The following is a 19,883-nucleotide window of genomic DNA, read 5'->3' as shown; positions in this document are numbered from 1 at the left end:
AAGGGGATGAGTATGGCATTGCGTAGTCACCGTACCGGTTTTGGCAGCGTGACCAAAAGCCTGCACTGGATTGTTGCCGCACTGTTTATAGGTGTGTTTGCCATTGGCTGGTATATGGATTTCCTGCCGCTTGGCATGGCCAAACTTGAATGGATGTCACGGCACAAATCGCTTGGTGTGACGATCCTGATGCTTGCGGTGTTGCGGATCATCTGGCGTTTGTCCGAACCGACACCTACGGCACTGGGCAAACATGCGATTGAACGGCTGGCGGCAAAGATCGGGCATCTTGGCCTGTATGGGGTGATGATTGCCATGCCGCTGACTGGCTGGATGATGTCGTCCGCGGCCAATTTCCCGGTCAGTGTTTTCGGACTGTTTACATTGCCAAACCTTGTCGCGCCGGATCAGGGGCTTTTTGAAAGTCTCAGGACTGTGCATTTCGTGTTGTCCTGGGTGATTGTTGCCCTGGTTGGCGGACATGTTTGTGCGGCTCTGAAACATCACTTTATTGATCGCGATGCCACATTGCGCCGGATGTTGCCGGCGTTTGGCGGCAATAACAATGCCGATATCGGCGCCAATACTACTGCCAAGGAGAATTCCTGATGGGTTTGACTTTCAAATCGACACTGATGCGCCCGCTTGCCGCCGCGTTCGTGACATCGCTTATGGTATTTGCCGCCCCGGCAAAGGCCGCCGACCAGTGGACTGTTGACGCCAGCCAAAGCACGATTGCCTTTACCGGATCACAGCTTGGCGCGGGGTTTGACGGGGTGTTTGAGGATTTCACCGCAACCATTGCCTTTTCGCCAGACGATCTTGCCGGATCCTCGGTCGAGGTGCTGATTGATATTGCATCGGTCGATACCCAGAATGGCGACCGCGACAGCCAGATCGTATCGCCCGACTGGTTTGATGCCGCACAATGGCCAACCGCCAAATTTGAAACCAAGTCGTTTTCCGAGATCGAACCGGGCCGCTATCAGGCGGTCGCCGATCTGACGATCCGCGATGTGACGCGTGAAGTAACCTTGCCATTTGATCTGGTGATCACTGGCGATCAGGCCGAAGCAAAAGGCAGTGTCACCATCGCACGTACCGATTTTGGCGTCGGGCAGGGCCAGTGGGCAGATACCAGCCAGGTTGGCGATGACGTGACGATCAATATCACGATTGCGGCGTCGAAATAACGCCGCAGACGCCAGCCCCCTGTCATGACCGCCGATGCGGTCGGGGATGCCGGGGCAAAGCGTGAAGCATCGGGCATCTGGCATCGGGGCTGGCCCGGAACTGCCAATAAAAAATTGCTGATGATGAAGGACGGAAAGGGTGCTTTCCGTCCTTTGTTGTTTGTGGCGTTCGGGGGGCTGATGCCAGCGTGAATGCGCCAGCGTGAACGTGCCAGCGTGTGATGCTATGTGCCTGAAGCTGTGTGACGGGGTTGGCGCGGGAGGGCTATTTGGCCGGGATCAGCATGGCGCGCAGATGGGCGTGATCACCGTTGAAATAGGTGCCGTCAACCTTGGTCGGTACGCCCGGCACGCTGAGTTCTTCGGTATATTGCCAGAAACTCCAACTGGCCCATTCCACCGGGATGGTTGGTTGATCAACACCATATTCGGCAATCCACAGCTGATTGCCGGGAAAATGATCCTTCATGGCATGTTCCCAGAATGTCGGGCCGGTATAGATGATCGGGCGGCGGCCATAATGGGTTTCCAGTCTGGTCAGGAAGGTTTCGAACTGTTGATGCAAATCGCCCTTTACCGGCGGTTTGATCCGTTCGATATCAACAACCGGCGGCAGGTCCCCCGGTTCAAGGGTGACGTTTTTGATAAACCAGTCGGCCTGACCGGCACCGTCATCATTGGTTTCATAGAAATGATAGGCCCCGCGCAACAGCCCGGCCTTGCGGGCGGCGGCGAAATGGTCGGTGAAAGTCGGATCAAGATAATCCAGCCCATCGGTGGCCTTTACAAAGGTGAAGGCAATGCCGTTATTTTGCACCTTCTGCCAGTCGATATCGCCATTGTGATGGGATGTATCAATGCCATGCAGGGACGGGTTCCGGTCATCGGCGCGAACATCAAGCGGATTGAAAGTCACAAGGAGTGCCGCAATCGCGATGCCCGATAAAATATGGCGAAAAGCCGTGTTCAGACTGGTTGAAGGCGTCATGATATTCCGTCCTTCCGATGGCCATGACCGCATGGCGGCCGGTCGATCAATGAACTGAAGTCGCACTCAGTGTAAATCCAAGACCACAATCAGGCCAGAGCCATATGGCGCATGGATCGGCGAACTGTTTGACCCAAAGGATGTGATCCGTGTTTTTAGGCGCGCCCGGAACGTGGGGAGACTGTCAGGATGACGGGCGGCGATGTTCGGGGCGTGGTTGCGGGTGGGGCAGGTTTGGAACGCGGTTTCGGCGACGGATTGAGGTGCGTTCATGGGTAGTGCTCGGGCACGTGGCCAGAGACGTGCAAGAAGCATGGCAAGAGAAGCCGACCAGTGAAGGGACGATTGAAATGGCCTGAGACACGGCCTGCTAAACGGCAAGGGCAACAGGTCCGGGGATCGTCCGAAACGTGATCCGAATTTTCGTCGGAGATGCTGTCGGAAATGCGGTCAGACAAGCGGGTCAATACGCACCAAACGGGCGGACAGGGAGATATTCCGGAGAGACAAAAATCCCCCGGTGGCGGGCACCGGGGGATGAAATATCCGCAGGGATCAAAGAGCGGTTATTTGGTCGCGCTTTGACGCAGATCGGCCAGGAAGTTTTCGACCGCCTGATCAAGCGAGCGGGCTTCATCAACCAGTTTTTCGGCCGAATGGGCCAGCTGGCTGGTGCCGGAAGATACGCGCCCGGCATTCTCATTGACGGTTTCAATGCGCTGGGAGACTTCGGCAGTGCCATCGGCAGCCTGCTGAACGTTGCGCGAAATTTCCCCGATTGCGGCATGCTGTTCTTCAACAGCGGCGGCAATCGCGGTCGAACTGTCAGCAACGCGTGCGATGGTTTCGGAAATCAGCCGGATGGCATCAACGGCCTCGCCGGTTTCATTCTGAACCGAGAGGATCTGCTGATTGATTTCCTCGGTCGCCTTGGCGGTCTGGTTGGCAAGGTTTTTGACCTCGCTTGCGACGACGGCGAAGCCTTTGCCGGCGTCACCGGCACGGGCCGCCTCGATCGTGGCGTTAAGAGCCAGCAGGTTGGTCTGTTCGGCAATGTCGCCGATCAGTTTTGCCACATCCCCGATTTTCTGGGCCGCATCGGCAAGGCCGGTGACGGTTTCGTTGGTGCGTGCGGCCTGTTCATTGGCCTGATTGGCAATATCGGCCGACTGGGCGATCTGATGGGCGATTTCATCGCTTGATGCGGTCAGTTCCTCGGTCGCGGCCGAGACGGTTTGCACATTCGAGGAGGTCTGTGTGGTGGCCGAGGCCACAGCCGCAGACAGTTGGCTGTTGGTGTTGCTGGCTTCTTCCATCGAGGAGGTTGCCTGCTTCATCTCGGTGATCGAGGTCGAGATCGAGCGGATCAGGTTTTTGACGCGCTGTTCAAGGCTATCAGCCATATCGGTGATGTCCTTGCGGCGCTGTTTGTCCGCCTGGATTTCCAGCTGTTTCTGGCGATCCTGCAATTCGCGGTTTTCAAGCGCCTGCTGACGGAAGGAAACAACAGTGCGTGCCATGTCGCCGACTTCGTCTGCGCGGTCCTGGCCTTCGATTTCGCCTTCGAGGTCGCCAGACGAGATAACCCGCATTCTTGTCGCAAGGTTATGCAGACCCGATGTGATGTTGCGACCGATTACAAGGCCGCTTGCTGCCATGATCAACAGGATGATGCCGCCAATCAGAACGACATAAAGGGCCTGTTTCTGGAAGACAGCGTCAACATCATCAATATAGATGCCGGTTCCGATGATCGGACCCCAGGGCAGGGGATGGGCATAGGACAGTTTTTTGAAGGTCGTTTCCTTGTCCTGGCCGGGTTTTGGCCACCAGTAGGTCGAGAAGCCGCCACCGGGCGCGCTGCCCGCAGCGATCAGGTCACGGATGAAGTAGTTCCCTGCCGAATCCTGCAATTCGCCAAGGTTTTTGCCGACCAGTGCCGGGTTGGCCCCGTGCATCTCGGTCATGCCATCTTTGGAGAAGACAAAGAAGTATCCGATATCGCCATCATATCTGCCCGATGCGGCATCGGCATAAAACTGGGCGATTGCGTCTTCTTGGGACAGGGTGCCCGAGGTGACCTTGTCCTGATAGCGCTGGGCAATCGAGACAACATATTCGGTCGTGGCGCGGATCTTTTCTTTTCTGTCTTCGATCAGCGAACTTCTGAGTTCAAGCAACTGGACGACGGCAATGACGACAACGGCCAGCAATGCAAGGACACAAAGTGCTGTGATTTTAAAACTGATCTTCAGGTTCCCGAGCATGTTTCCTCCGGCTCGTTAGTATCTCGATAGGTTTATGATTAATATTATTATGAATTAATATATAAATAGAGACTGCAACCTACGGCAAGTAAAACTCCCCACTAAAGTATAGTTTCTGATCTTTCTTGAGATGGGAGTTGCCAGGCGCGAGTTCAACTCTGTGGTGTGATGTCGATTTATTGCCAAAAAAAGAGCCGCATTCATGCGAATGCGGCCCTGTCACGGTGATGTGTGTCGCGATTATTTGATCGCGCTCTGACGCAGGTCAGCGAGGAAGCTTTCGACCGCCTGATCAAGCGAGCGGGCTTCATCGACCAGTTTTTCGGCCGAATGGGCCAGCTGGCTGGTGCCGGAAGATACGCGCCCGGCATTGTCATTGACGGTTTCAATGCGCTGGGAGACTTCGGCGGTGCCATCGGCAGCCTGCTGAACGTTGCGCGAAATTTCCCCGATTGCGGCATGCTGTTCTTCAACAGCGGCGGCAATTGCGGTCGAACTGTCGGCAACGCGTGCGATGGTTTCGGAAATCAGACGGATGGCATCAACGGCCTCGCCGGTTTCATTCTGAACCGAGAGGATTTGCTGGTTGATTTCCTCGGTCGCCTTGGCGGTCTGATTGGCAAGGTTTTTGACCTCGCTTGCGACGACGGCGAAACCTTTGCCGGCGTCACCGGCACGGGCCGCCTCGATCGTGGCGTTGAGGGCCAGCAGGTTGGTCTGTTCGGCAATATCGCCGATCAGTTTTGCCACATCCCCGATTTTCTGGGCCGCATCGGCAAGGCCGGTGACGGTTTCGTTGGTGCGTGCGGCCTGTTCATTGGCCTGATTGGCAATGTCGGCTGACTGGGCGATCTGATGGGCGATTTCATCGCTTGATGCGGTCAGTTCCTCGGTCGCGGCCGAGACGGTCTGAACGTTGGTTGACGTCTGGGTCGTGGCAGATGCCACAGCGGCTGACAGCTGGCTGTTGGTGTTGCTGGCTTCCTGCATCGAGGAGGTGGCCTGCTTCATCTCTGCGATCGAGGTCGAGATCGAGCGGATCAGGTTTTTGACGCGCTGTTCAAGGCTATCAGCCATATCGGTGATGTCCTTGCGGCGCTGTTTGTCCGCCTGGATTTCCAGCTGTTTCTGGCGATCCTGCAATTCGCGGTTTTCAAGCGCTTGCTGGCGGAAGGAAACGACAGTGCGTGCCATGTCGCCGACTTCGTCGCCACGGTCTTGGCCTTCGATTTCGCCTTCGAGTTTGCCATTGGCGATTTCAGTCATACGGGTTGAGAGTTTATTCAGGCCAACTGTGATGTTGCGTCCTATCGCAAGAGATAAGGCAATCATCAGGGCAACAACGATCGCAATGAATACCATCACAAAAACGGCCTGTTCCCAGAAGGCGGCATCCACATCGTCAATATAGATCCCGGTGCCGATTGCATCACCCCACGGGAGCATAGCGGAATAGGAAAGCTTTTCGAAAAGTTTCTCCTCTGGCTCGCCGGGTTTTGGCCAGTAATAAGAGAAGAAACCGCCTTCCGGGTTTTGCGCCGCAGCCAAGAGGTCCTGCACGATGAAGTTGCCCGTAGGGTCTTTAACCTGGCTCATATCCGTGCCGTTAAGAGACGGCTTGGCGCCATGTAGCTTGTTGATGCCGTTTTTGTCATAGGCAAAGAAATAGCCCGTGCCTTCATCAAACCTTGCCGCAGTGCTCCAGCGATAGAACTCGGTTGTAGCTGCTTCCTGAGTGAGTTCACCACTGTTTACGCGGTCCTGATAGGATTGGGCCGCTGTTACCAGCATTGAAACAGTTGTCTGAATTTTGTCTTTGCGGTCTTCGAGCATCCCGCTGCGCAACGTTTGAAGTTCAAGTGCGGCAATCAAAAGCAAAGCGACAAGCGACAGTAGCGACAAGCTTGCGACCTTTTTACCGATCCTGATGTTTTGAAGCATGGTCTGTGTACCCGTTTTCTTGATTGTTTCCGTTTGAGCCACGGCAGGAAGCGATGCCGTTTAGAATTTTATTAATGTTATGGATAGGTTCTTATCTCGAAAGTATAGGGTGTGGCGCGAAAATGTGCATCAGTTATTTGCGTGCCACGCGGGCTGTATGGTGTTGATCACAGGGGGCTTTGTGCGGCCTGGTTGTTGAAATCACCGGCAAGACCCGTGCGATGACCGGTGATATGTTGGGGCTGTTTTCAATAAAAAAAGCACCTGACTGTCTAACAGCAGGTGCTTTTGCATTTTTTTGTGTTTTGAAGCGGCCTTAGCCGAGATGTTTGCGCAAAAATTCAAGCGCGAGACCCAGGCCTTCTTCGTCGATACCATGTTGCAGGTTCGGACGTTCATGCAGGGAAACGTCGATGCCGTTGGCGGCCAATGTATCGCGTGCGATGCGCGATGCCTCGATCGGGACCACCGGATCGGCGGTGCCATGCACCAGCAGGACCGGCGGGCGCGATTTCAGATCGGTGGCAAAGGCGCCATCGCCCAGAAGTGCCCCGGAAAAGCCGACCACACCGGCAAGCTGCTTGGCGCGGCGCGGGGCGGTTTGCAGCGACATCATGGTGCCTTGTGAAAAACCGACCAGCGCGATCCGGTCTTCGTCAATGCCATGGGTTTCCATAACATGATCAATGAAGTCATTGACGTAGGATGCGCTTTTATTGGCCCCTTCGGCCATGGCGGCAAGGGCACCGGACATGGTTTCGGGCGCACGGCGCAGGAATTCCGGATCATATTCGGCCAGGCTGAACCATTGACGACCGAATGGCGACATTTCGCAGGGGAACGGCGCATTGGGTGAATAGAAACTGGTGTCGGGCAGGGCGCGCGCCAGATGCGGGGCCAACCCGATCAGGTCGTTGCCATCCGCGCCATATCCATGCAGCAGGATCACAACGCTTTTGGAGGTTCCCGATGCCGCCGGCAGTGTCGGGCCAGACAATAGATGATCAGTGCTCATAATGACTTTCCTGAAAAATCCTTTTCCCCTGATTAGCAATGCAGACAGCTGACCACCAGTTATTTTTGCGATCCGGGGTGCTGTCGGTCATGTGCAGGGCAAATATCGGGAAATCTTGCGGAATTCTTGGGCATGGAGGGGGCCATGGTCGGGCAACGGGTGTTCGCGGGATAACCGACATATGGCCGGGTGAGGGTATCGCGGAGGAGCCGGAATGGCGCGAACAGGGTGAGCTGCGCAGGCCGTCCCGCTGGCAGGTTCGGCAAGTTCGGCAAATTCAGCAAGTCAGCGGGGAAAGATGATCACTGTTTTACAAAGGCAGAGCGGATCAAACCGATCCCGGCCGCTGCGAACAGCCCGGCAACCGCGCCATCGATCCAGCGCCGGGTTTTGCGATAAAGCGCCATCGCCCCCGATGTCGAAAAGACCAGCGCATAGAGCATATAGATCGCAAGGCCCAGCACCATGCAGGTGCCGGTTGCCAGCATCACCTGGGCAGCAGACCCGCCATCATCAAGGCCAAGTGCCAGAACCGCCATCCAGGCAATCACGGCCTTGGGATTGGACAGGTTGAGAACCAGCCCGTGGCGGAAGCCGGGGTGACGCGTTGATTTGGGGGGTACAGACATATCGGCTTTGACCATGGCAGAACGGGCCGACATCCATGCCAGCCACAGAAGATAAGCCCCGCCGACCAGCTTCAGGACCGAGAGCGCGTAGCTTGATGCCTGGAGGATCGCGCCAAGACCGGTTGCCGCCACCAATCCCCAAAAGGCCAGTCCGAGCGCAAGTCCGGCCCCGAAAAGCAGGCCTGATTTTCGCCCGGAATGCATCGAGACCGTCGCAACCGCAAGGGTCGCCGGCCCCGGCGATGCCGCGGCGATGAAGAAGGCAATGGCAATGGTCAGAAGACTGGTGAGATCAAACATGCCGGTTTCCTTTGTGCTGGCAATAAAGTTGCACGGATCGGAAATTTTGCAAAGGCCGCAAAGGTCGCAAAGGTCGCAAAGGGCGCAAAGGGCGCAAAGGCGTGATCACAACGACCGGATGGTTGGAACCAGATCAAGCTGGTCATGGCAACAGGATGGATGATGACTGGTGATAAGGAACAGGGACCGGTTCGGGACGATCGGGTTTCGCGTGCGCGAACCGGTCAGGATCATCAGCCTGTGGATAAGTGTGTGGATGGAAAGGCCGGTATAGGCGAATTTTTATAATTCCACCGCCATTTTTACGATCATCTGAAGAATGATCTATCCGTTGGTATCGGTTTTCGCAAAGTGACCTTTTTTCCAGTGTGGATATTGTGAAACTTTATTTGTTATTTAAAATCAAATGGTTGCGTCGATATTTTTACGCATTGGCGAATTTGGTATTCCGAAAATCGCGACGGATGTCACAAAAATGAAATACGATTATTGCAAAATGATAGGTGCAAGGTCGGGCAAAATTCAACGATGTGGATTTTTTGCCTGTGGTTGTCATGACAACCCGTCTTTTGTCTTGCCTTAATCTGTGCGACAAGAAATCTTCCGGTTGCCGGCACTGTTCGGCAAAACGCCCCAAATCAAGTCCAATTCCGAGGCCCAGATGAACCGCACGCGCCGCTGGTTCGGCAAGGGGGATCGACGTGTTCTGTCACTGACCCTGCCGATCATTTTGTCCAATGCCACAGTTCCGTTGCTTGGCGCGGTTGATACGGCAGTGGTCGGTCATCTTGACAGCCCGCACTATATTGGTGCGGTTGCGGTCGGGGCGCTGATTTTTTCCTATGTGTTCTGGAGTTTCGGTTTCCTGCGCATGGCGACCACCGGGCTTGCGGCACAGGCCTATGGCCGGCGTGACCCCAACGGGGTGCGGGCGGTGTTTGCGCGCGCGGCCCTGATCGCGATGACTGCCGGGCTTGCGGTGATGATATTGCAATGGCCGATCATCGAGCTTGCGATGTCGCTGATTGCGCCAACACCGGCGGTCGAGGCCGCCGCCCGTGACTATTTCCATGTGCGGATTTGGGCGTCACCGGCGACATTGATGCAATATTGCATGCTGGGCTGGTTGCTTGCGATGCGCGACAGCCGGGCGGTGTTCATTTTCCAGGTGGTGCTGAACTCGCTTAACATCGTTCTTGATATCCTGTTTGTGCAAGGGTTCGGCTGGGACGTCAAAGGGGTGGCTGGCGCGACGGTGATTGCCGATTATTCCGGCGTGGTTCTGGGCTGGTTTTTGATGCAGCCGCACCTGAAACGTCTGGGCGGCACATGGCGCGGGATCGGGGTTCTTGATCGGGTGCAGCTTGCCAAGCTGATGAAGATCAATGGTGATATCTTTGTGCGCACCATGGCGCTGACATCGGCCTTTGCGCTGTTTACCAGTTTCTCGGCCCGATTTGGCGAAGTCACCCTTGCGGCCAATGCGGTGTTGCAGAACTTTTTGATGTTCGGGTCATTTGCCCTTGATGGCTTTGCCCATGCCGCCGAAACCCTTGTCGGGCAGGCCTATGGGGCGGAGCGACGCAAACAGTTCCTGTGGGCGGTGCGCAAGACCACGATCTGGGGGATTGTATCAGCGGTGTGTATGGCGGCGATCTTTGCCGTGACCGGTCCGTGGATCATTGATGCCCTGACCAGCATCCCCGAGGTGCGCGAGGCGTCCTATACCTATTTGCTGTGGGCGGTCATTTTGCCGGTTACCGGGGTTCTGGGCTTTCAGTTTGACGGGGTGTTTCTGGGCGCGATGCAAACCAAGCACTGGCGCAACATGATGCTGGTATCGGTGGGGATTTATGCGCTGATGGCGTGGGGGGCTGTTGCGATGGACAGCAACCATTTGCTGTGGGCGGCGTTTAACGCCTTTTTCCTGTTGCGCGGTCTGACACTGGCCGTTCTGTTCCCGACCATTATCCCGGATCGGCGTGTGGCGGCGATGCGCGCGTAACAGTGGGCATGATGCGCGTACACGGCTGGCGTTTCGAGCTTGTGTCTTAAGGCCGGGTGCCCAAGTGCGCAGTGTGTCCGCAGGGTTAAGCTAAAGCTGGGATGTTTTGCACCCAGGGGCGATGTGCCAGCCTGTGCGGGGATGACGGTGCCGGTTTGAATGGTCCGCCGTTTTGCGTCATTGCTTAGATGGCGCAAGCCGCAAATCAGCACTCGCAGGGCAGCAACATCAGATCAGTCGATGTCGGAAACCGGAAGGGTGGTGCTGTTTTTGACTTCATGCAGGGTGAAGCTTGATTTCATGTTGGCAACACCGGGAAGCTTCATCATCACTTCGGACAGGAAGCGCTGATAGGATGCGGGGTCGGGCACGACGATGCGCATCATGTAATCCTGATTGCCGACCATGGCATAGCAATCGACGATTTCCGGATGTTCCTGGACCGCGGTTTCAAAGCGACGGAGCGACGGTTCGTCATGCTGGGTCAGGGAGACGGTGACAAAGACATTCACGCCAAGATGAAGATGTGCCGGATCAAGCAGGGCAACATATTTGCGGATCACGCCGCTTTCTTCGAGTTTGCGCAAACGCCGCAGACAGGGAGAAACAGACAGGCCGACCTTGTCAGCCAATTCGACCATCGAAATGCGACCGTCTTCCTGAATTTCACGAAGAATTTTGCGATCAATTGCGTCGAATCCGTTGCGCGCCATAGCGTGCCACACTCCTTTGGGTCATAAACAGCGGGCTACAATTTGCCAAATTTCAGGCCCGATGTAAGTATTTTCTGCTGCGCGATAAGCCATGACTTCGGGTTTCTGTCAATGATTGCGTGATCGCGCATCGCATTTTTTACGGGCTGTCTGTGTATATGACAGAGGTGAAAGAGCCAAAGCAGCCATCTGCTTGATGCTTGCAAGATCAGATGAATGCAAGTATGTCCTTCAGTTCCTTGAAATGCTTGGCATAGACGGGCCGGACTGCTCGCAGTTGCAGCGGAACTTATCATTGCCGTGCCCGGTCTGAACAGTATAGTATAATCGTACCAATTTACTTATTTTGATTGTGGTTATTCTCCTGATCCGACGCCGGGAGAGGTTGGCACGGCCAACCACGTTACTGAAAGGCATACAAGGTGGACGCTGCGCAAAATGCACCGGGATATAACCTGGTTACGATTGGCGAGCATAAAATCAATATCCGTCCGGCAGTCCTTGAAGATCTGCCAAATGTTGTCGATCTGGATGACCGGACAACAGGTTTGCGCAAGCCTGATTATTGGGACGATCTGTTTACCCGATATGGCAACCGCAAGGATTCCCGGTTTTTCCTGATTGCAGAAGAAGGCAGCACGCTTCTGGGCTGTATTTTCGGTGAAGTGCGGTCGTGGGAATTCAATTCCGTGCCATGTGGCTGGGTCGGTACCGTCAGTGTCGAGCCGGATCTGCGCATGGGCGGGATCGGCACCATTCTTTATAAGGAAATCTGCCGGTGTTTCCGCAAGGCCGGTGTGACCAAGGTCCGCACCATGATCCCGCGCGATGCCACCGACCTGATGTCATTCTTCCGATCCCAGGGCATGATGGCCGGACCGTTCATCCAGCTTGAGACCGATATGGAAGAGGGGGCCTAAGCCATGATGTCCTTGCAAAAGGCAACCCTGTTTGCCCTCTATGCCGTGCTTGAACTGGCCGAAGATACCGACCGTCAGCTTTCGGCGTCCGAAATTGCCGAACGGTACAATATTTCCACCAACCATCTGGCAAAGGTTCTGCGTGATCTTGGCCGGGCGGGGCTTGTTGAATCGGTACGTGGTGCCGGGGGCGGATATCGTTTTTGTGGCAATGCCAAGCGCACGACGCTTCTTGACGTGGTGCAGCTGTTTGAGGAGGTCGGTACCGGCCCGTCCAACAGCATTGTGCAAAATACCAATGCCGGGGCGGCACTGTCGCTGGTGATGGACGAGATCGAGGAAATCACCCACGCGACGCTGTTGTCGATCACGATCGAAACCATGCTCAAACTGATGCGCAAGCGTCGCCCGGAAAAGCCGACATCAACCGGATTGTTCCGCGCGGTCTGATTGCAGAAGCCGGGCAGCGTTTGCAGACAGAAAGAAGGCCGTCAGAATGTTCTGACGGCCTTTTGTTTGGGGATGTCGCAAGCCTAGCCTTCGCTGGTGGCCGGGGCAGAGGGTTCTGCTGCTGGCGCGGTGCTTTCGGCGGTGTCGCTGCTGGCAGCCTTGGGGGCTGCTTTTTTGCGCGGGCGACGCGGGCTGCGTTTCTTTTCTGCGGTCTTGGCCGGGGCCGGTGCGGCGTCTGCTTCGACCGGGGTTTCGGTCTTGGCGTCTGCTTTGGCCTCTACTTTGGCTTCTACTTTGGCCTCTACTGGGGCGTCGATCGGTGCATCAACCGCGGTTGGTGCAGCTTCTTCTGCCGGCTTGTCATCGGTTTTCTTTTTCGCGCTACGACGCGGCGATTTGGCACGCGTGGTCTTTTCCGACTTGGCGTCAGACTTGGCGGTCGATTTCGTCGCGATTTTGCGTTTGGTGGTCTTTTTCGGTGCTTCTTCTTCTGCCTCAGGCTTTTTGCCAAGGCTTGAAGCCGGAACCGCCGTCAGCAGGAAGGACGGAACATGATCGCCAAAACCGATGACCGGCTTGTCATCGCGGTCATCGCGATCGCGCCGGTGGTTGCGGTTATTGTTGCGATCATTGCGGTCGCTGCGATCGTTTCGGTCATTGCGATCAAAGCGCTCATTGCTGCCCCGGGTATCGCGGGCAGGGGCCTTGTTCTGATCGGCATCCTTGGCGGCGGCGGGCTGGGCCGGGGTTTCCGGCTGTGCCTTGGCGGTGTCGCCATTGCCACGGTCATTTGATTTTGCCGAACGGGCCGGTTTGTCATCACGCGTATTGGACTTGCGGCTTTTCTTGTTACGCCGTTTTTTGCCGGTAAAGTCCAGCTCAAGCGTTTCAATGCCGTCAAGTTCGGTCAGCGGAATGTCTTTGTTGATCGTCTTGTGGATGGCTGCGACCAGTTTGCCGTCTTCGGGTACGGCAAGGGTGAAGGCCTTGCCATCGCGGCCCGCACGACCGGTACGGCCGGTACGGTGGACGTAATCTTCGGCGTTGAACGGAACGTCGAAGTTAAAGACGTGCGAAACATCGGCGATATCGATCCCGCGCGCAGCAACGTCAGAGCAGACCAGCAGGGTGATCTCGCCCGATTTGAACTTTGCCAGCGTTTCGGTACGTTCGCTTTGGGCCATGTCGCCATGCATGCGCCCGGCATTGAAGCCGTGCTTGGTCAGCGACTTGTAAAGGATATCAACGTCTTTTTTGCGGTTGCAGAACACAAAGGCGTTTTTGACATTTTCCTGGCGGATCAACTGACGAAGTGCTTCGCGCTTGTCAAAGTCATCAAGGACCAGAAGTTTGTGTTCAACCGTTGCGGCCATGCTTGATGGCGGGGCGACGGTAATTTCCTTGGGATTGGACAGGAATTTGTCGGCAAGGCGACGGATTTCCTTGGGCATGGTCGCCGAGAAGAAAAGCGTCTGGCGCTGCTTGGGCAGCATATTGACGATCTTTTCGATGTCGGGGATGAAGCCCATGTCGAGCATACGGTCGGCTTCGTCAATCACCAGCAATTTGCAGTCAGACAGAAGCAGCTTGCCACGTTCAAAGGTATCGATCAGGCGGCCTGGCGTCGCGATGATGACATCTGCGCCCTTTTCCAGGATTTTGCCCTGTTCGGCGGCGGACTCGCCCCCGATGATCAATGCCTTCGACAGGGACATGTATTTGCCATAGGTGTCGAAGTTTGCCGCAACCTGGGTCGCAAGTTCGCGGGTCGGTTCCAGAATGATGGAACGCGGCATACGCATACGCGCGCGGCCGTGATGCAGGATATCAAGCATCGGCAGGGTGAAGCTGGCCGTTTTACCCGTGCCCGTCTGTGCACAGCCCAGAATGTCGCGTGCCATCAGCACCGACGGGATAGCTTGAGCCTGGATCGGGGTTGGGGTGTCGTAGCCGGCGTCTGCAACGGCTTTGAGGATATCTTCGCTCAGACCGAGATCGGCGAAATTCATATGGTTCGTTTTCCCGCAATAGAATGCGTTAAGTGAAGCGGATATGCAAAAATCAGTTTGGGTCGTAAAGCTAACCCTGAATTAAGTCAAGAAAAACGCCGCAAAATTCGCTTCGAAAACCGATAAACACCCTGTTGAGAGGCTTGTTTGCAACAATTTGGCAGCGTAACCTGTCAAAATAACAATCACACATGGGAGAAAAGCCGTGCTGATGGATGCGACACGCGCAAGTTTGCTGGTTATCGATGTTCAGGAAAAGCTTTATCCGGCATGTCAGGAGCCCGAACAGATCATTGCCAATTGCTGTTTCCTGATCAAATGTGCCAACCGGCTTGGCGTGCCCGTGATTGTCACCGAACAATATCCCAAGGGGCTTGGCCATACGGCAAAACCCATTCTGGATCTTGTGGAAAAACCCGGTGATGTTGCCGATGGCGGCAATGTGGTTGCCAAGGTGGCGTTTTCGGCAATCCCGGCAGACGGCTTTATCGAAAAAATGGAAGAAAATCCGGGCCGTGACCAGGTGGTGGTGATCGGTATGGAAACCCATGTTTGTGTGCTTCAGACGGTGCTGGAACTTCTTGAACGCGGACGCGAGGTCTATGTGGTTGCCGATGCGGTGACATCGCGCAGCACCCAGGACAAGATTTTCGGGCTTGAACGCATGCGCGATGCCGGGGCAAAGATCGTCACCCGTGAAAGCGTGATGTTTGAATGGCTGCGCGTTGCCGGTACCCCGGAATTCAAGGAATTGAGTGCGCTGATCAAATGACATCCGGGCCGGATCAGGATTTCGGGCACGCCGGAATGGATGGCGTGCCCGTTGTGTTTTTGTCAGGAATGCTGGCTGATCAGCGGATGTGGGAGCCGGCAATTGCGGCCTATGGTCGGGTTGAAATGAACGGCAAACCTGCGATCCGTCCACTTCATTTTGATCTGTTTGATCAGGACAGTGTGGCGGCGATGGCGCGTGCGGTTCTTGATGCCGCGCCAGACCGGTTTGCGCTGGTGGGGATGTCGATGGGCGGCTATGTCGCCTTTGAAATCCTGCGTCAGGCGAAAGCACGCGTCAGTCATCTGATGCTGGTTAATACCCGGGCAACAGCCGATACAGAGGCGGTCAAACGCCGTCGTGTCCTTCTTGCCCGGCTTGCCGGGCGCGCGCAACGTTTTGTCGGGATCAATGACACGTTGCTTGACGAGATGATCCATCCCGATAATCGCAGCAATGACACCTTGATCCAGCTTTTGGGCGATATGGCCGAGCAGGCCGGAGCGGAGGTCTTTCTGCGTCAAAGCATCGCGGTTGCCCATCGCCCCGACAGTCAGGGGACGCTTGCCAGGATTGATATCCCGAGCTGTGTGATGTCGGGCGAAGCCGATCAGGTGATCAGCCCGGAAAGCCACCGGGATATGGCAAGCCGGATTGCCAGCGCAGATTATCACGAGGTCGCCGGGGCAGGGCATTATGTACCGCTTGAACAGCCCGCGATTTTTGCCCGTGCTTTGGTTGACCTTCTTCTACGGTAGGGCGGCATTTTTATATGTTACGAGCAACCCATTCTTCGAGCGTTGCCCGGATCGACTGATCGGCTGGCTGTTCACGGGTGAAAGCCCACCATATATGTGCCCCTTGCCATATGCTGGCCATTTGCCAGCCAAGCTTTTTTCCCTCTTCGGGGTGGTCTGACAGGCGGCGGCCAAGGATTGCGGCAAGGTGATGTCCCCAAGCTGCGCCGCGTGCGCGAAGTTGCGGGTTGCAAATGTCTTCATGCAGAACCAGCAAGCCGTTGGTGCTGTCCCGGTCTGCCGTTTCCGGGGGCATCAGGCGCAGCAGAATTTCGATTGCGCCATTCGGATCAAGTGCTTCTTCCTGATCCGCAGCATGCGTTTCAGCATCTAGGCGGTCCCAAGCCCGGAGTAATGTTGCAACGAGCAGAGCATCACGCGTGCCATAGCGTTGCACAAGTGTTGCTGGTGAGAGACCGCAGGCTTTTGATGCCCGGGCAAATGTCAGGTTTGACGGTCCGGTTTCAAGCACGGTTTCAAAGATGGTGTCGAGCACCTGATCGTCGGGAATTGTCTTGTTTCTTGCCATGATTATTTATAAACGTATATTCATTTATAAATCAATGGAGATTTGATCATGGCAAGAATTCTTGGGTATATCGCAACCAGTCTTGACGGGATGATCGCGGACAGAAATGACAATCTCGATTGGTTGTTTGCATATGACGGGATGGATCTTGGTGAATACGATTACAACAAGTTCATCAAGCGCATTCAAACCCTGGTGATGGGGCGGGGAACCTACGACTTTGTTGCACGCCAACCATCGGAATGGCCTTATCACGGAAAGCGGGTAATTGTGGTTACATCCCGTCCGATTGATAATCCTGTCGCGGATATTGACGTGCGAAGTGACGTTGACGCATTGATTGCCGAACTTCGTGCTTTTGATGATGGGGATGTCTGGATGCTGGGCGGTGGAAAGCTGCAAATGGCGTTCATTGAACGAGGTGCGCTTGACGAAATTGAAATTTACGTCATGCCCGAAATTCTGGGTGGGGGAAAACCGCTTTTCCCCCAGACAGGTTTTCGCAGCAGTCCGACATTGATCAGTACGCAAATGCTTGATCGCGGATGTGTGCGTTTGCATTACCGGTTCTCACCAACATGTTGATTGCTGACTGATCGTTTAGGCATCCCGGATCAGCAAACCGTCTGGAACGGGCTGCAGAAACGGTCATCGTCATTGTTGCGGATATGGCGCGGGAACAGTTGGTAGCTTAGCGTGTCGGCATTGGCAAACAGCTGGCTTTCAAAGTTTTCAGGCACAAAACGCGCCCGGGTTTCAGAGATGACATTATCGCCGGAGCAAAAGCCGAACCGCACAATCAGGCGATCAGAAATGTGTTCCATGCCGCCGGTTTGCGGGTTGGTGCAGATCGCATCGCCAAAGGTGTTTTGTGACGGGTTGACCACAGCCACCAACCGGTTTTCCGGTTTGATGGTTTCATTTGCCGCAATATCGGCGGGATCGGTAACAAAGCGCAGGCGCGGCGCAAAACCGTGATTGGAAAGCGCATCGGTCCATGTTTTGGCCGGAAGGCTGTTGGCCGGATCAACGATTTCAAGCAGCATGACCTGACTTGGCGCGCCGGTGGTCTTGAAGCTTTGGACTTCGGTGACCTTGTAATTGGGCGCTTCGATCAGGGCGGCACTGCACCCGCCAAGCAAAAGCAACGCCATGCCGGTTACGGTCGGCAAAAAACGGGAAAATGCGCGCATGTTCATTGGACAAGTCCTTTGACAGCTTATCGGGCAAGATAGCCTATCACATTGCAGGCGTGATCACCCGGTCTGAAAGATATGACGATCATTAAGGCGCGCTTTTGCGGCGATGCTGTGGCGGGACCAATAAAAAACCCGGCACACTGGCCGGGTTTTTCGCAATCGGTTTGCCGATCAGACGTCGATATCTTCGACGAAGCGGGCATGTTCCTGAATGAACTGGAAACGCAGTTCCGGTTTCTTGCCCATCAGGCGGGTGACCAGGTCCTTGGTCTGGCCGCGTTCATCGGGTTCTGCCGCATCGGGCAGGGTGACACGCAGCAATGTCCGCTTTTTATGCGCCATCGTGGTTTCACGCAGCTGTTGCGGGGGCATTTCACCCAGACCTTTAAATCGGGAAATCTCGACCTTGTTCGGGTTCTTGAACTCGGTGCTCAGGATGACTTCCTTTTCGGCGTCATCCATCGCATAGATCGATTTGCCGCCCTGGGTCAGACGATAAAGCGGCGGCATCGCCAGATAGAGATGGCCGCTTTCGATCAGACCGGGCATTTCCTGATAGAAGAAGGTCATCAGAAGTGATGCGATATGCGCACCATCGACGTCAGCATCGGTCATGATGATGATGCGTTCGTAACGCAGGTCATTCAGGCGGAAATCGGACCCGGAGCCGCAGCCAAAGGCTTCGATCATGTCCTTGATTTCCTGGTTGGCCATCATCTTTTCGCGGGTGGCCGAGGCAACGTTCAGGATCTTGCCGCGCAGTGGCAGGACGGCCTGTGTTTCACGGTCACGGGCCTGCTTGGCAGAACCACCTGCCGAGTCACCCTCGACCAGGAAGATTTCAGTGCCAGCGGCAATTGATCGCGAACAGTCGGCAAGTTTACCCGGAAGGCGCAGGCGGCGGGTGGCCGACTGACGCTTGGTTTCCTTTTTCTCCTTGCGGCGCTGACGTTCCTCGGCGCGCAGGATGATGCGTTCGAGCAGACGCTTGGCGTTTTCGGTGTCCCCTGTCAGCCAGTGGTCGAAATGGTCGCGGACCGCGGTTTCAACCAGTTTGGTGGCATTCTGGGTGCCGAGCTTTTCCTTGGTCTGGCCCTGGAACTGCGGATCGGGAATAAAGACCGACAGCATGATGCAGCCGCCGCCAAACACGTCTTCGGCGGTGATGGCCGCAGCCTTTTTCTGACCGACCATGTCACCATAGGCCTTGATTGCCTTGGTCAGGGCATAGCGGAAACCGGCTTCGTGCGTGCCGCCAAGCGGGGTCGGGACGGTGTTACAGTATGAATGGAAATAGCCTTCGCCGCTTTCGGGCCAGCCGATTGCCCATTCAACGCGACCGGGACTGTCGGAAAACTTGGCTTCGCCGGCGAACGGGCGTTCGGTGACGAGTTCGCGGCCCTCAAGCGTCATTTCCAGATAGTCGAGAATCCCGTTCGGGAATTTCAGGACTTCCTGCTGCGGGGTCGGGTCATCACTTGTCAAAAGCGACGGATCAACCGACCAGCGGATTTCAACGCCCTTATAGAGATAGGCCTTGGACCGCGCCATGCGGAAGATGGTGCCCGGTTTGAGTTTGGCGCGGGCGCCAAAAATCTCGGGATCGGGTTTGAAAATGACCGTGGTGCCGCGGCGGTTATTGATCGCACCGCCATCCTGAAGCGGCATCTGCGGCACACCGCGCGAATATTCCTGGAATACCATTTTGCGATCGCGGCAGACCTCAACCCGGAATTTTTCGGTCAGGGCGTTCACGACAGACATACCCACACCGTGCAAACCGCCCGATGTCTCATAGGCCTTGCCCGAAAACTTACCACCGGAATGCAGGGTGGTCAGAATGACTTCAAGGGCGGATTTGTCGGGGAACTTCGGATGCGGATCGGTCGGAATACCGCGGCCGTTATCGCGGACAAGTACGGTATTGTCCGGTTTCAGTTCCAGTTCGATCCAGTCCGCGTGGCCAGCGACCGCTTCGTCCATGGAGTTATCCAGGATCTCTGCGACCAGATGGTGCAGGGCCGCATCATCGGTGCCGCCGATATACATACCGGGGCGGCGACGCACAGGCTCCAGGCCTTCGAGAACCTCGATGTCCTTGGCGGAATAGGCTTTGTCTGTGGATTGGTTTGAATCTTCAAAAAGGTCGGTCATGC

General features: G+C 55.7%; 17 protein-coding genes and 1 pseudogene. 8 read left to right on the top strand and 10 right to left on the bottom strand.

Translation table 11 applies throughout. The features are described 5' to 3' along the window. Positions 1-12: 12 nt before the first annotated feature. Positions 13-609 (top strand): cytochrome b, encoded by a 597-nt coding sequence (locus SIB88_RS14690; protein ID WP_412558372.1) that lies wholly within the window; start codon positions 13-15, stop codon positions 607-609. Next, on the top strand, positions 609-1,193 hold the full coding sequence (locus SIB88_RS14685) for a YceI family protein (protein ID WP_412558371.1): 585 nt from the start codon (positions 609-611) through the stop codon (positions 1,191-1,193). The genes SIB88_RS14690 and SIB88_RS14685 overlap by 1 nt, the downstream gene beginning before the upstream one ends. A gap of 265 nt (positions 1,194-1,458) precedes the next feature. Here the strand turns inward: SIB88_RS14685 and SIB88_RS14680 are convergent, their stop codons facing one another. From SIB88_RS14680 to SIB88_RS14660, 5 genes are all read right to left on the bottom strand, one after another. Next, the gene (locus tag SIB88_RS14680; RefSeq protein WP_412558370.1) at positions 1,459-2,181 is read right to left on the bottom strand and encodes a glycoside hydrolase family 25 protein; all 723 of its coding nucleotides are present in this window, start codon (positions 2,179-2,181) and stop codon (positions 1,459-1,461) included. Positions 2,182-2,747: 566 nt separating this feature from the next. Beyond that, positions 2,748-4,448, bottom strand: coding sequence for a methyl-accepting chemotaxis protein (locus tag SIB88_RS14675; RefSeq protein ID WP_206927399.1), 1,701 nt, complete (start codon positions 4,446-4,448; stop codon positions 2,748-2,750). Between the two features lie 240 nt (positions 4,449-4,688). After that, entirely contained in the window at positions 4,689-6,389 is a 1,701-nt protein-coding gene (locus SIB88_RS14670; RefSeq protein ID WP_412558369.1) for a methyl-accepting chemotaxis protein, read from the bottom strand. 316 nt (positions 6,390-6,705) lie between these two features. Beyond that, entirely contained in the window at positions 6,706-7,404 is a 699-nt protein-coding gene (locus tag SIB88_RS14665; protein ID WP_101245985.1) for an alpha/beta hydrolase, read from the bottom strand. Between the two features lie 302 nt (positions 7,405-7,706). Next, positions 7,707-8,333, bottom strand: coding sequence for a LysE family translocator (locus SIB88_RS14660; RefSeq protein WP_228195968.1), 627 nt, complete (start codon positions 8,331-8,333; stop codon positions 7,707-7,709). Between the two features lie 661 nt (positions 8,334-8,994). Between SIB88_RS14660 and SIB88_RS14655 the strand changes: the two genes are divergently transcribed. Beyond that, positions 8,995-10,338, top strand: a complete 1,344-nt coding sequence (locus SIB88_RS14655) for an MATE family efflux transporter (RefSeq protein ID WP_228195969.1) — start codon at positions 8,995-8,997, stop codon at positions 10,336-10,338. A gap of 233 nt (positions 10,339-10,571) precedes the next feature. On the opposite strand, the gene SIB88_RS14650 is transcribed toward SIB88_RS14655, so the two are convergent. Further along, complete coding sequence (locus SIB88_RS14650; RefSeq protein WP_068518426.1) at positions 10,572-11,051, bottom strand: Lrp/AsnC family transcriptional regulator; 480 nt, start codon at positions 11,049-11,051, stop codon at positions 10,572-10,574. Positions 11,052-11,473: 422 nt separating this feature from the next. Here SIB88_RS14650 and SIB88_RS14645 point away from each other — a divergent pair, with 422 nt between their 5' ends. Together SIB88_RS14645 and SIB88_RS14640 are read left to right on the top strand one after the other, a co-directional pair. Then, on the top strand, positions 11,474-11,971 hold the full coding sequence (locus SIB88_RS14645) for a GNAT family N-acetyltransferase (protein ID WP_082817773.1): 498 nt from the start codon (positions 11,474-11,476) through the stop codon (positions 11,969-11,971). Positions 11,972-11,974: 3 nt separating this feature from the next. Next, the gene (locus SIB88_RS14640; RefSeq protein ID WP_068518425.1) at positions 11,975-12,421 is read left to right on the top strand and encodes an Rrf2 family transcriptional regulator; all 447 of its coding nucleotides are present in this window, start codon (positions 11,975-11,977) and stop codon (positions 12,419-12,421) included. 83 nt (positions 12,422-12,504) lie between these two features. Here SIB88_RS14640 and SIB88_RS14635 read toward each other — a convergent pair whose 3' ends face one another. Then, positions 12,505-14,430 carry a DEAD/DEAH box helicase gene (locus SIB88_RS14635; protein ID WP_412558368.1) on the bottom strand — a complete coding sequence of 642 codons (1,926 nt, stop codon included), beginning with the start codon at positions 14,428-14,430 and terminating at the stop codon, positions 12,505-12,507. A 211-nt stretch (positions 14,431-14,641) separates the two neighbouring features. On the opposite strand from SIB88_RS14635, the gene SIB88_RS14630 reads away from it, so the two are divergent. Then, a complete protein-coding gene (locus SIB88_RS14630; protein WP_068518423.1) occupies positions 14,642-15,202 on the top strand; it encodes a hydrolase in 561 nt (186 codons plus the stop codon). Then, the gene (locus SIB88_RS14625) at positions 15,199-15,960 is read left to right on the top strand and encodes an alpha/beta fold hydrolase (protein ID WP_412558367.1); all 762 of its coding nucleotides are present in this window, start codon (positions 15,199-15,201) and stop codon (positions 15,958-15,960) included. Before SIB88_RS14630 ends, SIB88_RS14625 begins: the two co-directional genes overlap by 4 nt. A gap of 10 nt (positions 15,961-15,970) precedes the next feature. Here SIB88_RS14625 and SIB88_RS14620 read toward each other — a convergent pair whose 3' ends face one another. Beyond that, entirely contained in the window at positions 15,971-16,528 is a 558-nt protein-coding gene (locus SIB88_RS14620; RefSeq protein ID WP_412558366.1) for a TetR/AcrR family transcriptional regulator, read from the bottom strand. 48 nt (positions 16,529-16,576) lie between these two features. Here SIB88_RS14620 and SIB88_RS14615 point away from each other — a divergent pair. Next, positions 16,577-17,047 (top strand): annotated as a pseudogene (locus tag SIB88_RS14615) (dihydrofolate reductase family protein); the annotation flags it as partial. A gap of 95 nt (positions 17,048-17,142) precedes the next feature. Here the strand turns inward: SIB88_RS14615 and SIB88_RS14610 are convergent. Next, entirely contained in the window at positions 17,143-17,727 is a 585-nt protein-coding gene (locus SIB88_RS14610) for a hypothetical protein (RefSeq protein WP_412558365.1), read from the bottom strand. Positions 17,728-17,898: 171 nt separating this feature from the next. Next, positions 17,899-19,881, bottom strand: coding sequence for a DNA topoisomerase IV subunit B (gene parE, locus SIB88_RS14605; protein ID WP_101245992.1), 1,983 nt, complete (start codon positions 19,879-19,881; stop codon positions 17,899-17,901). Between the last annotated feature and the right edge of the window lie 2 nt (positions 19,882-19,883).

The sequence above is a fragment of the Thalassospira sp. MIT121401 genome (genome assembly GCF_047125595.1).
Taxonomy (GTDB): Bacteria; Pseudomonadota; Alphaproteobacteria; order Rhodospirillales; family Thalassospiraceae; genus Thalassospira; species Thalassospira povalilytica.
The sequence above is the reverse complement of the archived record's forward strand: the minus strand, read 5'-3'. Positions and strand labels throughout refer to the sequence as shown.

Excerpts from the sequence above, each read along its gene's own strand:
- SIB88_RS14690 (WP_412558372.1), top strand. The coding sequence starts at position 13 with ATGGCATTGCGTAGTCACCGTACCGGTTTTGGCAGCGTGACCAAAAGC.
- SIB88_RS14685 (WP_412558371.1), top strand. The coding sequence starts at position 609 with ATGGGTTTGACTTTCAAATCGACACTGATGCGCCCGCTTGCCGCCGCG.
- SIB88_RS14680 (WP_412558370.1), bottom strand. The coding sequence starts at position 2,181 with ATGACGCCTTCAACCAGTCTGAACACGGCTTTTCGCCATATTTTATCG.
- SIB88_RS14675 (WP_206927399.1), bottom strand. The coding sequence starts at position 4,448 with ATGCTCGGGAACCTGAAGATCAGTTTTAAAATCACAGCACTTTGTGTC.
- SIB88_RS14670 (WP_412558369.1), bottom strand. The coding sequence starts at position 6,389 with ATGCTTCAAAACATCAGGATCGGTAAAAAGGTCGCAAGCTTGTCGCTA.
- SIB88_RS14665 (WP_101245985.1), bottom strand. The coding sequence starts at position 7,404 with ATGAGCACTGATCATCTATTGTCTGGCCCGACACTGCCGGCGGCATCG.
- SIB88_RS14660 (WP_228195968.1), bottom strand. The coding sequence starts at position 8,333 with ATGTTTGATCTCACCAGTCTTCTGACCATTGCCATTGCCTTCTTCATC.
- SIB88_RS14655 (WP_228195969.1), top strand. The coding sequence starts at position 8,995 with ATGAACCGCACGCGCCGCTGGTTCGGCAAGGGGGATCGACGTGTTCTG.
- SIB88_RS14650 (WP_068518426.1), bottom strand. The coding sequence starts at position 11,051 with ATGGCGCGCAACGGATTCGACGCAATTGATCGCAAAATTCTTCGTGAA.
- SIB88_RS14640 (WP_068518425.1), top strand. The coding sequence starts at position 11,975 with ATGATGTCCTTGCAAAAGGCAACCCTGTTTGCCCTCTATGCCGTGCTT.
- SIB88_RS14635 (WP_412558368.1), bottom strand. The coding sequence starts at position 14,430 with ATGAATTTCGCCGATCTCGGTCTGAGCGAAGATATCCTCAAAGCCGTT.
- SIB88_RS14630 (WP_068518423.1), top strand. The coding sequence starts at position 14,642 with ATGGATGCGACACGCGCAAGTTTGCTGGTTATCGATGTTCAGGAAAAG.
- SIB88_RS14625 (WP_412558367.1), top strand. The coding sequence starts at position 15,199 with ATGACATCCGGGCCGGATCAGGATTTCGGGCACGCCGGAATGGATGGC.
- SIB88_RS14620 (WP_412558366.1), bottom strand. The coding sequence starts at position 16,528 with ATGGCAAGAAACAAGACAATTCCCGACGATCAGGTGCTCGACACCATC.
- SIB88_RS14610 (WP_412558365.1), bottom strand. The coding sequence starts at position 17,727 with ATGAACATGCGCGCATTTTCCCGTTTTTTGCCGACCGTAACCGGCATG.
- parE (WP_101245992.1), bottom strand. The coding sequence starts at position 19,881 with ATGACCGACCTTTTTGAAGATTCAAACCAATCCACAGACAAAGCCTAT.